Consider the following 13,067-nt stretch of genomic DNA (forward strand, 5'->3'; position numbering starts at 1 on the left):
CAGATAAATTGATTGGTTAAAAACGGAATGGAAAAGCTTGTGCAGAAAAAGAAAACGGGTGGCCTTTTTGACACCTTGAAGACCGTTTTCTGGGCCATTGTCATTGCACTTTTGGTTCGGACATTTGCCTTCGAACCGTTCAATATTCCGTCTGGTTCTATGATCCCGACCCTGCTGGTGGGGGACTATCTGTTTGTGTCGAAATTCTCCTACGGGTATTCGAAACACAGCATGCCGTTCAGCCTGCCGGTCATTCCGGGCCGTGTGTTTGAAACCGAACCGGAACGTGGTGATGTGGTGGTTTTCAAACTGCCGTCCGACACCACCCAGGATTATATCAAACGCGTGATCGGCTTGCCCGGTGATACCGTTCAGGTCACTGACGGGCGCCTGTATATCAACAACAAGCTTGTTGAACGCGAACGGATCGAAGATTACATCCTGACCGATGGTACGGGTCGTTCCGCGGCGGTTCCGCAATATCTTGAAACACTTCCGAATGGCAAGGTGCATCGTATTCTGGAACTGTTTGGTGATCAGGGTCCAAGTGACAATACCGAAGCCTTTACCGTGCCCGAAGGCCATTACTTCATGATGGGTGACAACCGCGATAATTCGGCAGACAGCCGTGCCTTCCCGTCGCGCTTCCGTTTTGTGCCGATCGAAAATCTGGTCGGCCGTGCCGAATTCCTGTTCTATTCCAAGGACAGCTCGCAGCCGGTCTATGATCTGGGCAGCATCCGGTTTGATCGCCTGTTCCAGGGGGTTAACTGATGAGCGACGGCATACCGGTGATCGCCGAGATTGATCACGGTTTTTCCAATCCGGACCTGCTGCGTGTGGCGCTGACTCATCGCAGTGCGGCAAAGGGCAAGGATGCGCTAAGCGGTGGGAACGAGCGCCTTGAATTCCTGGGCGACCGGGTTTTGGGGCTTGTTGTGGCCGAAATGCTTTACACCCGGTTCGGACGTGAGCGCGAAGGTGCGATGGCCAAGCGTTTCGTTGCGCTGGTGCGTCGTGAAACTCTTGCGCGTGTGGCCAACCAGATCAATCTGGGTGACCATATCCAGATGGCAAAGGGTGAACGCGCTGCCGGGGCGGACGCCAATCCGGCAATTTTATCTGATTGCATGGAAGCCGTGATTGCCGCACTCTATCTTGATGGTGGACTTGAACCGGCGCGCCGCTTTATTGAAAAGCTCTGGACGCCGCTGCTTGATGAAGACAACAAGCCGCCGCAAGATGCGAAAACGCAATTGCAGGAATGGCTTCAGGGGCGGGGCAAGCCGCTTCCGAAATATGAAATGGTCGGACGTGAAGGTCCGGCACATGCACCGATCTTTACGATCGAACTGACCACCAGTGATGGCGATCGTGTCAGTGCAGAAGGAAAATCGAAACGTGAGGCGGAACAACTCGCCGCCCGCATGATGTTGGACAAACTAAGCGATGAATGAGGTTCCCACACCGGTGGCCGAAGACAGATTACCTTATCAGCAGCGTTGCGGCTTTGTTGCGCTTGTTGGCGCGCCAAATGCTGGCAAGTCGACGCTTCTGAACCAGCTTGTCGGCACCAAAGTGTCGATCGTCTCGCCCAAGGTCCAGACGACGCGTACGCGCGTGCGCGGCATCGTCATGACCGAAGATGCGCAGATTGTTTTCATTGATACCCCGGGTATTTTCGCACCCAAACGCCGTCTGGACCGCGCGATGGTCAAGGCCGCCTGGAATGGTGCGGATGATGCGGACCTGGTGGTTCTTGTCATTGATGCCGGTACCGGCATTACCGACGAGGACCTTGCCATCATCAATCAGCTCAAGGATCAGAACCGCAAGGCTATTCTGGCCCTGAACAAGGTCGACAAGGTCGCAGACAAGGAAAAGCTCCTGCGTCTGTCGCAGGATCTGTTTGCCCACGATGTCTTTACCGATGTCTTTATGATTTCGGCCAAAAAAGGTGCCGGCACGCAGGATCTTGTGAACTTCCTGGCTGCAAAAATGCCGGACGGTCCCTGGATGTTCCCCGAAGATGACGTTTCGGACATGCCGTTGCGTCTTCTGGCGGCCGAAATCACCCGCGAAAAGCTTTATTATCAGCTTCAGCAGGAACTGCCGTATTCCGCAACGGTCGAAACCGAGTTGTGGGAAGAACGCAAGGACGGATCGGTCAAGCTTGAACAGACGATCTTTGTCGAGCGCGAAGGCCAGAAGGCCATCATTCTTGGCAAGGGCGGAAAACGGATCAAGGCGCTTGGCAGCGAAGCCCGCAAGGAGCTCGAAGCCATTTTCGAACGCCGGGTGCATCTGTTCCTGTTCGTCAAGGTTCGTGAAAACTGGGGTGATGATCCCAACCGCTTTGCCATGTGGGGCCTTGATCCCAACGCATAACCGTGCGCGTTGCGCAGACAGATTATCAATTGCCGGGTAGATAATGGAAATCGGATCATTCTGGGGTGTCGTGATGATTGTTGTTGGCGCTGCTGCCGCAATGATTGTTGCCCGTGTGGCCAGACGCCCGTTCCGTAACCGCCGCGATTATAACGCTGTGCAACGCGAAAAATCCTTTTTGCATCGCCCGCTTAATCTGATTGCACTTCTGGTTGCGCTTGGCATCTTTGTGCTTGGCCTGTTCTGGAAAATGACGGGCGGAGGACCAAACTGATGACGCCAAATTCAATCGATCCGATCGATCAGGCCATAGACGAGGTCGAAAACCGTTCATGGCTGCGGAAAGTGGTGTTCGGTATTGCGATCTTTGCACTTTTTTCCTGTCTGTTGGGCATGTTCTTTCTGGTGACCCGTCTGATCGTGCCCAGCGGTTATTTCTAAGAGACCGCGATGGATTGGCGTGATGATGGCATCGTTCTTTCGACACGCAAACTGGGCGAAAGTTCGGTCCGGTTATCCGTCCTGACACGGGATTATGGTCGCCATGCCGGCATGGTCCGTGGCGCCATGAGCAAATCAATGCGCGGCACCCTGGAGCCGGGCAATGAAATCAGGGTAGGGTGGTCGGCCCGCCTTGCCGAACATCTCGGGCAGTTTCGCTGTGAACTGACCGGCGCACATGCCGCGGATCTGTTATTGCAGCCCGGCCCGCTGATGGCGATGAGTTCTGCCTGTGCGATGCTGGATGCAACATTGCCCGAACGCGAAGCCCATCCCGATCTTTATCATGGCACGGTGGCCCTGATGGCTGCCCTTAAGCTTGACCAGTGGTTGCCGGCCTATATCCGCTGGGAAGTCGGGCTTTTGGAAGAACTTGGCTATGGCCTTGATCTTCAAAGATGTGCCGCGACCGATCTTGCCAGTGACCTTGCCTATGTTTCCCCGAAAAGCGGCCGAGCAGTTAGCGAGGCCGCCGGGCAGGCCTATCGCGATCGTCTTTTGCCGTTGCCGGCGTTTCTTGCCCTTGGGCGGGCGTCGGGACCACGCGCGGATGCCGATATGCTTGAACAGTTGCGTGACGGGTTGAAGTTGACCGGTTTTTTCATTCACCGCGATATTTTCGAAGCCAAGGGCATAAAACCGGTGGCCGCGCGCGACCGGCTGGTCAGCCATGTCTGGCGGCTGTCAGGGGATGATGAAAAATAAATTGGTCAATTTGGTTCGCATCTGTTGACCAAGCCTATGCCCGGCGTAGTATGTTGCCAATATCGCAAGACATTCGGGGTTAGAATGCCCTTGCACCTGTCCATTCTGCCAAGCAACAAGAAAAATCGTTCATGAGCACCAAGACTTCCGAACCGGCCGGCGCCGGTCAAATCAGGGAAACCCGACTTGCTGATGCGCTAAGCGAACGGTATCTCGCATATGCGATGTCGACAATCATGTCGCGTTCCCTGCCTGATGTACGTGATGGCCTTAAGCCCGTGCATCGTCGTCTTCTTTATGCCATGCGCCAGCTCAAGCTGAACCCGGAACAGGGGTTCAAGAAATGTGCGCGTGTGGTTGGTGACGTGATTGGTAAATATCACCCGCATGGTGACCAGTCGGTCTATGACGCACTTGTCCGTCTGGCCCAGGATTTTGCGGTACGCTATCCGCTGGTCGATGGTCAGGGCAACTTCGGCAACATTGACGGCGATAACGCCGCGGCAATGCGTTACACCGAAGCCCGCATGACCGCCGTTGCCGCCGCCCTGATGGACGGTCTGGACGAGGATGCAGTCGATTTCCGCCCGACCTATGACGGGGAGGAGCAGGAACCCGTTGTCATGCCGGCAGCCTTCCCGAACCTTCTGGCAAACGGGGCCGCGGGTATTGCGGTTGGTATGGCGACCAATATTCCGCCGCACAATGTCGGTGAAATCTGTGCCGGCCTGATCAAGCTGATCGACAAGCCTGAAACATCGATTGCCGAACTGGTGCGTTGTGTGCCGGGGCCGGACTTCCCGACAGGCGGGGTTCTGGTCGAGCCGCATGAAAATATTCTCGAAGCCTATGCCACCGGGCGCGGATCGTTCCGACTGCGCGCGAAATGGGAAGTCGAAAAACTCAGCCACGGTCTGTATCAGATCGTCGTGACCGAGGTTCCCTATCAGGTGCAGAAGGCCAAGCTGGTTGAACGTATCGCCGATTTGATGGTGGCCAAAAAGCTGCCATTGCTTAATGACGTGCGCGATGAGTCAACCGATGTCATCCGTCTGGTTCTTGAACCGCGTACCCGTGCGGTCGAGCCGGAACATCTGATGGAAATGCTGTTCAAGAATACCGAACTGGAAATCCGGTTTGGCTTGAACATGAACGTTCTGGATGCCGACAATACGCCGCGGGTGATGAACCTGCGCGAAGTGTTGCGTGCGTTCCTTGCCCATCGTCAGGATGTGCTGATCCGTCGTTCAAACCATCGTCTGGCAAAGATCAATCATCGTCTTGAAGTTTTGGAAGGCTATCTTGTTGCCTATCTGAACCTTGACGAAGTGATCCGCATCATCCGGTTCGAGGATGAACCGAAAAACGCGCTGATGGCGGCATTCAACCTGACGGAAGTTCAGGCTGATGCGATCCTGAACATGCGTCTGCGGTCGTTGCGCAAGCTCGAAGAGATGGAAATCAAGAACGAGCACGCCAAGCTGACCGAAGAAAAGCAGGGTCTTGAAGCACTTCTTGCCAGCGAAACGCTGCGCTGGGAGAAAATCCGCGATGAAATCGAAGTCATGCGCGAGAATTTCGGCAAGAAAACCGCGCTTGGCAAACGTCGCACCGAAATTGGTGATGCTCCAGAAGAAATCGAAGTGCCGCTTGAAGCACTGATCGAACGTGAACCGATTACGGTGATCTGTTCGAAAATGGGCTGGATCCGCGCCCTCAAAGGGCACACTGCCGATATCAGTGATCTGAAATTCAAGGATGGTGACGAACATCGCTTTGCCATCAAGGCCTTTACGACAGACAAGCTTCTGATCCTGTCGACGGCGGGGCGTTGCTACACCATGTCTTGCGACAAGCTTCCGGGCGGTCGTGGTCATGGCGAACCGATCCGTCTTTCCATCGATCTGCCCCAGGAACATGACATTGTTTCGATGGTGGTTCACAAGGAAGGCCGCAATCTTCTGGTGGCAAGTTCTGCTGGACGCGGCTTCCAGGTCGCGGAAAAAGACGTTGTTGCCCAGACCAAGAACGGCAAGCAGGTCCTGAACCTTGGAACCGGGGAAGTGGCCAAAATCTTCATCCCGGTTGAAAAGGACCATGTTGCGGTTCTTGGTGATAACCGCAAATTGCTGATCTATCCGGTTGATGAAGTGCCGGAAATGACCCGTGGCCGCGGCGTCATCTTGCAGAAATACCGTCAGGGCGGTCTTTCAGACCTGATCCTGTTTAATCTGGAAGATGGTCTGAGCTGGGCAATGGGCGGCAGCGAAGGGCGGACCCGAACCGTCACCGAACTTGCCGAATGGACCGGCAAACGCGCCGGTGCCGGGCGACTGCCGCCAAATGGTTTCCCGCGTTCGAACAAGTTCGAATGACGAAAACAGACCTGAATTAATGCATCAAAAGCCGGATGGAATATCACCATCCGGCTCTTTTTATGCCTGAAACCGGCCCGCGAAGATGCAAACAACATCATATGCTGAGAATTTGGCGAGAAATGGCGGAATTGCGTGCCAAAAGATATGGCGTTTTGGGTGGTTAAAATGTAACTTCGCAACCTGATTAACAGGAAGCCCGCAATATTCCTGTGTGATTCAATAAGGGCTTGGGAGTGAAAAGTGAGATTTCTGGGAAATTTCGTCCACGCGATAGACGGTCTGAATGACTGGATCGGTCGCGGGATAGCCTGGCTGGTAATCCCGATGGTCGTGATCACGTTTCTGGTTGCGACATTGCGTTACGGCTTTGCGGTTGGCTGGGTATCGATGCAGGAAAGCTATATGTGGCTTTACGGCATCATGTTCATGGTAGGGGCGGGATACACGCTTTTGCACGGTGGCCATGTTCGGGTGGACGTTTTCTATCGTCCGGCTTCGGCACGATACAAGGCATGGGTTGATCTTTTCGGATCCCTGTTCCTGATGACCCCGGTACTGGTCATGATCCTGATGTACAGCTATCCGTATGTCGCGACGAGCTGGCACCGTCTTGAAGGATCTCACGAGACGGGCGGTCTTCCGGGGCTGTTCCTGTATAAATCGGTGATTTTGGTGTTTTGTGTGCTGATGCTGCTTCAGGGGCTTTCGCTTGCTGCGCGCAGTATTCTGGTACTTGCCGGTCACAAAGAATTTGAAATCAAAGAAGAAGAACACGAGGGCGTTTGATGACGGGTGAAATTCTTAGCCTGGTGATGTTCGCCGTGGCCTGCGGCGTGCTTCTTCTTGGTTTTCCGGTTGCTTTCTCGCTTGCGGGCACCGGTCTTGCTTTTGCCCTTATCGGCAATGCGATGGGTACATTCGACATGCCGCTTCTGGGGTCGTTGCCGTCGCGCTATTTCGGTGTGATGACCAACGAACTCTATGTGGCAATTCCGCTGTTCGTGTTCATGGGGGTTATGCTTGAACGCGCGCGGATCGCCGAAAAGCTTCTGACCACCATGGGTATGCTGTTTGGCACCATGCGCGGCGGTCTTGGCATTTCGGTGGTGATTGTCGGCATGTTGCTGGCAGCATCGACCGGTATTGTCGGTGCGACTGTTGTGACGATGGGCCTGCTCAGCCTGCCTGCGATGCAGAAGGCCGGTTATGATCCGAAACTGTCGACCGGTGTGATCTGTGCGTCCGGTACGCTTGGTCAGATCATTCCGCCGTCAATCGTTCTGGTTCTTCTGGGCGATATCCTTCAGGGCGCTTATGCCGAAGCACAGCGTGCGATTGGCAACTGGGCACCGGAACCGATTTCGGTGATGGACCTGTTTGCAGGTGCCTTCATTCCGGGATTGTTGCTGGTTGCGCTTTATATCACCTGGATCATTATCAAGTCGCTGATTGATCCCAAGGCGGCCCCGGCACTGGTCGAAGGCAAACGTCCGGAAGGCCTGTGGGGGGAAGTTCTTCGTGCCTTGCTGCCTCCGGGACTTCTGATTGTTGCTGTTCTTGGCTCGATCCTGACCGGTATTGCAACGCCGACTGAATCCGCTGCATTCGGCTCGATCGGTGCGATTGTCCTGGCGGCATTCTACAAGCGCCTCGATATGGCGGTTCTGCGCCATGTTGTGCGCCAGACCGTCCAGGTCAGCGCGATGGTGTTTGTCATTCTGCTTGGCGCGTCGGTGTTCTCGCTGGTGTTCCGCGGTCTTGGCGGGGATCATCTGGTTGAAGAATTGCTGCATAACCTTCCGGGTGGCGTTTTCAGTGCCATGCTGGTGGTCATGCTGCTGATGTTCTTCATGGGCTTCTTCCTCGACTTTATCGAGATCGTGTTTGTCGTGATCCCGATTGTCGGCCCGATCCTGCTTAAGATGGATATCGATCCGGTCTGGCTGGGTGTGATGATCGCCATCAACCTTCAGACCAGCTTCCTGACACCGCCATTCGGCTTTGCGCTGTTCTATCTGCGCGGTGTGGCACCGGCAGCGATCAAGACGCTTGATATCTATCGGGGTATCATTCCGTTCGTGATGATCCAGATGCTGGGCCTTTGCCTTGTCGCGGCGTTCCCGTGGCTGGCAACCTGGCTGCCAAGTGTTCTGTTCTGATCAGACATCAGATGACCATTTCAAAAAAGGCACCCGAACGGGTGCCTTTTTTTATTGCGCAATCCGAGGATCGAGGAGGGGGCTCGTCTGGGAATTCCAGCCGTCTTCTCATGTGCAAGAGGCAAAGAAAAAGGGCCGGCAAATTGCCGGCCCTTGATCGTTTCCAGAAATGGAAGATTTAGTATTTGAACGGCAGGACACGTGCCTGGGCAAATGCCGATTCCGAGAATTTCGACCATGCGATCGACTGGGTACGGAAGGCGATCAGGCTTTCGAAGACTTCCTGCGACAGCGGGTTCGAAGAAACCAGGTCACGCAGAACCTCACCCGAAAGTTTGCCAAGGCCGGTCAGAATGTCGTCAGAGAACGGACGAACATCGACATTGTGCTTGTTGCGCAGGGTATCGAGTGCCTGAACGTTACGGGCGGTGAATTCGGACAGAACCATCTGGTTAACAGCGCGGTTTGCCTGCTCGACAATGGCCTTCAGATCATCCGGAAGCGCATTCCATGCATCCAGGTTGATGAAGTTGTCAAGAACGGTCGCCGGCTCGTGCCAGCCCGGGTAGTAGTAATACTTCGCCGATTTATAAAGACCGAATGCCAGGTCGTTATACGGGCCAACCCACTCGGTCGCGTCAATCGCACCGGACTGAAGTGCCGGCGGGATTTCACCACCCGGAAGGTTCACAACGTTTGCGCCAGCCGCTTTGACAACTTCGCCACCAAGGCCCGGAATACGCATTTTCAGACCCTGATAGTCTGCAATGGTGTTCATTTCCTTGTTGAACCAGCCACCCATCTGCGTGCCGGTGTTCCCCGACGGGAAGAACTTACAGTTCAGTTCGGCATAGACCTTGTCAGCAAGTTCCTGACCGCCACCCCACTGGAACCACGCATTCTGTTCCTGAGCGTTCAGACCGAACGGCATTGCTGCGATATACTGGGTCGCGTCAACTTTGCCTTTCCAGTAGTAAGGCGCACCGTGGCCCATTTCGACGGTGCCGTTGCCAACAGCGTCAATGGCTTCGAATGCCGGGACGATTTCGCCCGCACCGAAAACGGTAACTTTCAGGCGACCATCAGATGCCTTGGTGATGTATTCAGCAAGAAGGTTCGCACCGGTACCAAGACCCGGGAAGTTTTTCGGCCAGGTGGTGACCATACGCCATTCACGGACGTCCTGGGCAAGTGCCGGTTTGGCAAAAGTGGATGCGGCAGCAGTCGCACCTGCTACGGCAGCGCCAGAAAGAAATTGGCGACGTTTCATTAGTTACAGCCTCCCAAAGATGCAAGCTCATGATTTATATGTATCAAAGCCGGTTAACCGGCTTTGTAAGGAGCTTATATGCGTCTTTGGATGCAGGCAACCGGGGATCGAGCTGATTTCTAGGACTTTAGTCTAATGTAGAATGATACGAAAGAAGGGTAGCCCATCCTATGCACAGGTATCGGGTCCGGTGTCGCTCATCGAGATCCATTGCCCGTCCCGGAACCCTTCAAGCGGCTGAAAGCGCATCTTGTAAGACATCTTGCGACAGTCACCGATCCAGTAACCCAGATAGATATGGGGCAAATCAAGAAGTTGTGCTTCTTCGATCAGGTCAAGGATGATGTAGGTCCCAAGGCCGCGCTTGTGTTCTGCCGGGTCAAAAAAGCTGTAAACCGCAGATAATCCGTCGGCAAGATTATCCACCAGTGCAACGGCAATCAAACTGTTGTCGGCGCGACGATATTCATAGATCGACGTATCAATCGTGCTGTCTTCAATCATGGCGCGATAGTCGCGCGCATCCATCCGGGCCATATCGCCATTGCCATGGCGGGCATCCTGATAGGTGCTGAACAGCTGGTATTGTTCCTGTGTGGCTGTTGGCGGCAGGATGGAACGCGTAAGGTCACTATTCTTGTTCTGGATACGGCGGGATGACCGACTATGTTCAAAGTCCGGGCATCTTACCCGCACGGGAACACAGGCATTACAATCGCTGCACGCCGGAAGATAGGCAATGGAATGGCTGCGGCGGAAACCGGCGCGCGACAGCAGATCGTGAATATTGTTGGCCTCGGGGCCACGCAATTCGGTCACCAGCTTACGTTCAAATCGTCCGGGCAAATAGGGACACGGCATCGGGGCCGTCATGAAGTAATGCTGCGTAAGGCGGCGCTGGTTGACTGTCATCTGGTATTCTCAATCCCGATCACACGCGATCATCTATATTATGAGATTAAGTGCTGTTTGTGACAGTTTAAAGGTCATGCAGCCAAAAGGGCATTCAAATCTGTGACATCGCCATATGTTTATGGTTGTGACGGCACGCCGAATGTCGGACGACGCGGGGCAGCACCATTGGCCGGTGTCTCTGATTGCTGGACCGGGGATGCACCGTTGGCAGGGGCGCCTGTGCCATTGCCATTCTGTCCATCTGATCCCAGTTCTGCGCGTTCACCTGTACCACGTAAAAGCGTGATGCTGATGCGACGGTTTCTTTCATTTTTGGGATCATCAGGTACCAGTGGATCGGTATCCGAAAGACCAGCGACCTTGGCAAAGCGGGCGGTTTCCAGACCCAGGTCCTGAAGGGCGCGGCGCGTGGCCAGTGCACGGTCTGTCGACAGTTCCCAGTTTGAATAACCGTCAAGGCGGTTGAACGGTACCGCGTCGGTATGGCCTTCGATCGAGATATCCTGGGGCATTTTTTCAATGACCTCGGTAACCTTTTCGAGAAGAAGCCGCGTATGTTCAGCCATATCGGCACTGCCGCTCGGGAACATGGCAGTTCCGTCTTCATCAAGGATCTGGATCCGAAGACCTTCGTCGGTTTCCTCGATCCGGATGTTCTTCTCAAGACCCTGAAGTTCCGGGCTTTCATCAATGGCCTTAAGGAGTTCTTCCTTGGCCTCGTTGAATTCCTGTTCTTCCATCTGGGCAACACGGATGGCTTCGCGTTCGTCGGGGGACTGCTGAGGCGGGATGTCCATGCTGACAGTTGGCATGCCGAATTCGGAGCGCAATGCGCCTTCTTCTGCAAGGCTGGTCCCGCCGAGCAAACCGCCCGAACCCGAATCATTCTGTGATATGGTTTCAGGTGTGAAATACATCGACACACCCTGAAGCTGTTCTTCGGTCGCGCTTGAAAGCAGCCACAGCAACAGGAAGAATGCCATCATTGCCGTCACAAAGTCGGCATAGGCAACTTTCCAGGCACCGCCATGGTGCCCGTGCCCACCTTTTTTGATCTTTTTTATAACGATATCGGGCATGTGCTGCGTTGTCCTCTAAACCAAAGCTCCCGGCTCAAGATCAAGCTGTGGGCGCATCTTGCAGCGCTTCGTCAAGTTCCTTGAAGCTGGGTCGAAGGTTATGGGGAAGGGTCTTGCGCGCGAATTCCACCGAAACCTGTGGGGCGTAACCCTGCATGTGACCGATCAGTGCTGCTTTGATACAGCCATAATATTTGCCGTCAGAATCAACCGTGTTCTTGATGATCGATGCGGTCGGGCCAACAAAGCCGTATGCACCAAGAATACCAAGGAACGTACCGACAAGGGCGGCTGCGATCAGGCCGCCGAGAATTTCAGGCGGTTCGGTCACCGAGCTCATGGTGACAATCACGCCAAGAACCGCGGCAACAATACCAAGTGCCGGAAGGCCATCGCCCGCGGTCTGAACGGCTGATGCAACGGCATGTTCTTCTTCGTGATGGGTATCGAGTTCCTGATCCATCACCGCTTCGAGTTCATAGGCGTTGGTGGTTCCCAAAGTCAGCAGGCGCAGATAATCACACATGAATTCCATCGCGTGATGATCTTTCATCAGATTCGGGAAGTTGGAAAACAGGCTGGAACTTTCCGGGTTCTCGACATGGCTTTCAAGCGCCAGATCACCCTTGGATTTGGCCAGACGGAAAATGGCATAAAGGCATATCAGGAGTTCCAGATATGCAGCCTTTTTCTTGGGGCCCTTCATGGCGCGCAGGGTATAGGTGAATGATTTTTTGACGATGCCAAGCGGGTTGGCGGTCAAATATGCACCGAATGCTGCGCCGAAGATGATCAAGACTTCAAGCGGTTGTACGAGAATGCCAAAGTCGCCATGCGGCAGATAGCCACCCAGGACAGAGCCGATTACGACGATATAGCCAATGATCAAGAACATTCTTTTTTCTTCTCCGCTAGCCCAAGCCAGATACCTGAACGATCAACCCCGAGTTCATTGAAACATCTGTCATCTGCGGCACTGCAAAACATGTTTCTGATATCTGTATGCTCTTATTAAGTTTTAATCTTATTAACATCGCGTTTAAATTAGCTGCGAGTTAGGTTTGACAGCGGGATGATTAGACGCCATTTTCCCCAAGCTCCATTCAGCGTGCGTCAACCATCCATATTTGTATACGAGAGCTGCCTTCAATATGTCTTTCTCTGCGCGCGATTTTCGCGATTGCCTTGGTCAATTCACAACCGGTGTTGCTGTGGTAACCACCCGCGCTGCAGACGGTGCAAAAGCCGGCATTACCATCAACAGCTTTGCTTCGGTCTCACTGGATCCGGCACTGGTTCTGTTTTCGGTTGATCACCGTGCGGCAACGCATGCGCTGTTTACCGGGGACGCAAAGAGGTTTTGCATCAATATCCTGAGCCAAAGCCAACAGCAGGTCTCCGAGCTGTTTTCCGCGCCGGGGCAGGATGGCTGGGATCGCGTGGCCTATGAAGATGACAGTCTCGGCATGCCGCGCCTGACAGGAAGTGTTGCGGCACTGACCTGCGAACGTCATGCCCTGCATGAAGGCGGCGATCACAGCATCATCGTCGGTCATGTCCGCGAACTGGTGATGGGCGAAACCGGTGCGCCGTTACTTTATTATGGCGGTCGGTATCGCAGCCTGGGTGACTGATCTGCTGGCGATCATGTGATCGGGTTTACACAGAAAAA

14 protein-coding genes are annotated in these 13,067 nt (G+C 54.3%); 10 read left to right on the forward strand and 4 right to left on the reverse strand.

What is annotated here, in order from left to right; translation table 11 throughout:
• Positions 1-27 precede the first annotated feature (27 nt).
• From lepB to SIB88_RS12305, 9 genes are all read left to right on the forward strand, one after another.
• Complete coding sequence (lepB, locus tag SIB88_RS12265; RefSeq protein ID WP_068518986.1) at positions 28-774, forward strand: signal peptidase I; 747 nt, start codon at positions 28-30, stop codon at positions 772-774.
• Entirely contained in the window at positions 774-1,457 is a 684-nt protein-coding gene (rnc, locus tag SIB88_RS12270; RefSeq protein WP_101246294.1) for a ribonuclease III, read from the forward strand. The genes lepB and rnc overlap by 1 nt, the downstream gene beginning before the upstream one ends.
• On the forward strand, positions 1,450-2,388 hold the full coding sequence (gene era, locus SIB88_RS12275; RefSeq protein ID WP_101246293.1) for a GTPase Era: 939 nt from the start codon (positions 1,450-1,452) through the stop codon (positions 2,386-2,388). Before rnc ends, era begins: the two co-directional genes overlap by 8 nt.
• 43 nt (positions 2,389-2,431) lie before the next feature.
• Entirely contained in the window at positions 2,432-2,662 is a 231-nt protein-coding gene (locus tag SIB88_RS12280; RefSeq protein ID WP_068518989.1) for a hypothetical protein, read from the forward strand.
• Positions 2,662-2,829 (forward strand): hypothetical protein, encoded by a 168-nt coding sequence (locus SIB88_RS12285; protein WP_156480870.1) that lies wholly within the window; start codon positions 2,662-2,664, stop codon positions 2,827-2,829. The genes SIB88_RS12280 and SIB88_RS12285 overlap by 1 nt, the downstream gene beginning before the upstream one ends.
• A 9-nt stretch (positions 2,830-2,838) precedes the next feature.
• Positions 2,839-3,594, forward strand: a complete 756-nt coding sequence (recO, locus tag SIB88_RS12290; protein WP_068518990.1) for a DNA repair protein RecO — start codon at positions 2,839-2,841, stop codon at positions 3,592-3,594.
• A 131-nt stretch (positions 3,595-3,725) separates the two neighbouring features.
• Positions 3,726-5,969, forward strand: coding sequence for a DNA topoisomerase IV subunit A (gene parC / locus SIB88_RS12295; RefSeq protein WP_068518991.1), 2,244 nt, complete (start codon positions 3,726-3,728; stop codon positions 5,967-5,969).
• A 243-nt stretch (positions 5,970-6,212) separates the two neighbouring features.
• Complete coding sequence (locus tag SIB88_RS12300; protein WP_068518992.1) at positions 6,213-6,758, forward strand: TRAP transporter small permease subunit; 546 nt, start codon at positions 6,213-6,215, stop codon at positions 6,756-6,758.
• Complete coding sequence (locus SIB88_RS12305; RefSeq protein ID WP_068518993.1) at positions 6,758-8,131, forward strand: TRAP transporter large permease; 1,374 nt, start codon at positions 6,758-6,760, stop codon at positions 8,129-8,131. The genes SIB88_RS12300 and SIB88_RS12305 overlap by 1 nt, the downstream gene beginning before the upstream one ends.
• A gap of 178 nt (positions 8,132-8,309) precedes the next feature.
• Here SIB88_RS12305 and SIB88_RS12310 read toward each other — a convergent pair whose 3' ends face one another.
• From SIB88_RS12310 to motA, 4 genes are all read right to left on the reverse strand, one after another.
• On the reverse strand, positions 8,310-9,401 hold the full coding sequence (locus tag SIB88_RS12310; RefSeq protein ID WP_068518994.1) for a TRAP transporter substrate-binding protein: 1,092 nt from the start codon (positions 9,399-9,401) through the stop codon (positions 8,310-8,312).
• Positions 9,402-9,569: 168 nt separating this feature from the next.
• Complete coding sequence (locus SIB88_RS12315; protein ID WP_412558172.1) at positions 9,570-10,313, reverse strand: arginyltransferase; 744 nt, start codon at positions 10,311-10,313, stop codon at positions 9,570-9,572.
• Between the two features lie 119 nt (positions 10,314-10,432).
• Complete coding sequence (locus tag SIB88_RS12320) at positions 10,433-11,395, reverse strand: flagellar motor protein MotB (protein WP_412558173.1); 963 nt, start codon at positions 11,393-11,395, stop codon at positions 10,433-10,435.
• A gap of 40 nt (positions 11,396-11,435) precedes the next feature.
• Positions 11,436-12,290, reverse strand: a complete 855-nt coding sequence (motA, locus tag SIB88_RS12325) for a flagellar motor stator protein MotA (RefSeq protein ID WP_068518997.1) — start codon at positions 12,288-12,290, stop codon at positions 11,436-11,438.
• A 256-nt stretch (positions 12,291-12,546) separates the two neighbouring features.
• Between motA and SIB88_RS12330 the strand changes: the two genes are divergently transcribed.
• Complete coding sequence (locus tag SIB88_RS12330) at positions 12,547-13,029, forward strand: flavin reductase family protein (RefSeq protein WP_068518998.1); 483 nt, start codon at positions 12,547-12,549, stop codon at positions 13,027-13,029.
• The last annotated feature ends 38 nt before the right edge of the window (positions 13,030-13,067 follow it).

Origin of the sequence: Thalassospira sp. MIT121401 (assembly GCF_047125595.1) — a bacterium.
GTDB lineage: Bacteria > Pseudomonadota > Alphaproteobacteria > Rhodospirillales > Thalassospiraceae > Thalassospira > Thalassospira povalilytica.

What these genes read in the sequence shown, in the direction of transcription:
- SIB88_RS12305 (WP_068518993.1), top strand. Translation starts at nt 6,758, where the DNA reads ATGACGGGTGAAATTCTTAGCCTGGTGATGTTCGCCGTGGCCTGCGGC.
- era (WP_101246293.1), top strand. Translation starts at nt 1,450, where the DNA reads ATGAATGAGGTTCCCACACCGGTGGCCGAAGACAGATTACCTTATCAG.
- SIB88_RS12280 (WP_068518989.1), top strand. Translation starts at nt 2,432, where the DNA reads ATGGAAATCGGATCATTCTGGGGTGTCGTGATGATTGTTGTTGGCGCT.
- rnc (WP_101246294.1), top strand. Translation starts at nt 774, where the DNA reads ATGAGCGACGGCATACCGGTGATCGCCGAGATTGATCACGGTTTTTCC.
- parC (WP_068518991.1), top strand. Translation starts at nt 3,726, where the DNA reads ATGAGCACCAAGACTTCCGAACCGGCCGGCGCCGGTCAAATCAGGGAA.
- SIB88_RS12310 (WP_068518994.1), bottom strand. Translation starts at nt 9,401, where the DNA reads ATGAAACGTCGCCAATTTCTTTCTGGCGCTGCCGTAGCAGGTGCGACT.
- SIB88_RS12320 (WP_412558173.1), bottom strand. Translation starts at nt 11,395, where the DNA reads ATGCCCGATATCGTTATAAAAAAGATCAAAAAAGGTGGGCACGGGCAC.
- SIB88_RS12315 (WP_412558172.1), bottom strand. Translation starts at nt 10,313, where the DNA reads ATGACAGTCAACCAGCGCCGCCTTACGCAGCATTACTTCATGACGGCC.
- recO (WP_068518990.1), top strand. Translation starts at nt 2,839, where the DNA reads ATGGATTGGCGTGATGATGGCATCGTTCTTTCGACACGCAAACTGGGC.
- motA (WP_068518997.1), bottom strand. Translation starts at nt 12,290, where the DNA reads ATGTTCTTGATCATTGGCTATATCGTCGTAATCGGCTCTGTCCTGGGT.
- SIB88_RS12330 (WP_068518998.1), top strand. Translation starts at nt 12,547, where the DNA reads ATGTCTTTCTCTGCGCGCGATTTTCGCGATTGCCTTGGTCAATTCACA.
- lepB (WP_068518986.1), top strand. Translation starts at nt 28, where the DNA reads ATGGAAAAGCTTGTGCAGAAAAAGAAAACGGGTGGCCTTTTTGACACC.
- SIB88_RS12285 (WP_156480870.1), top strand. Translation starts at nt 2,662, where the DNA reads ATGACGCCAAATTCAATCGATCCGATCGATCAGGCCATAGACGAGGTC.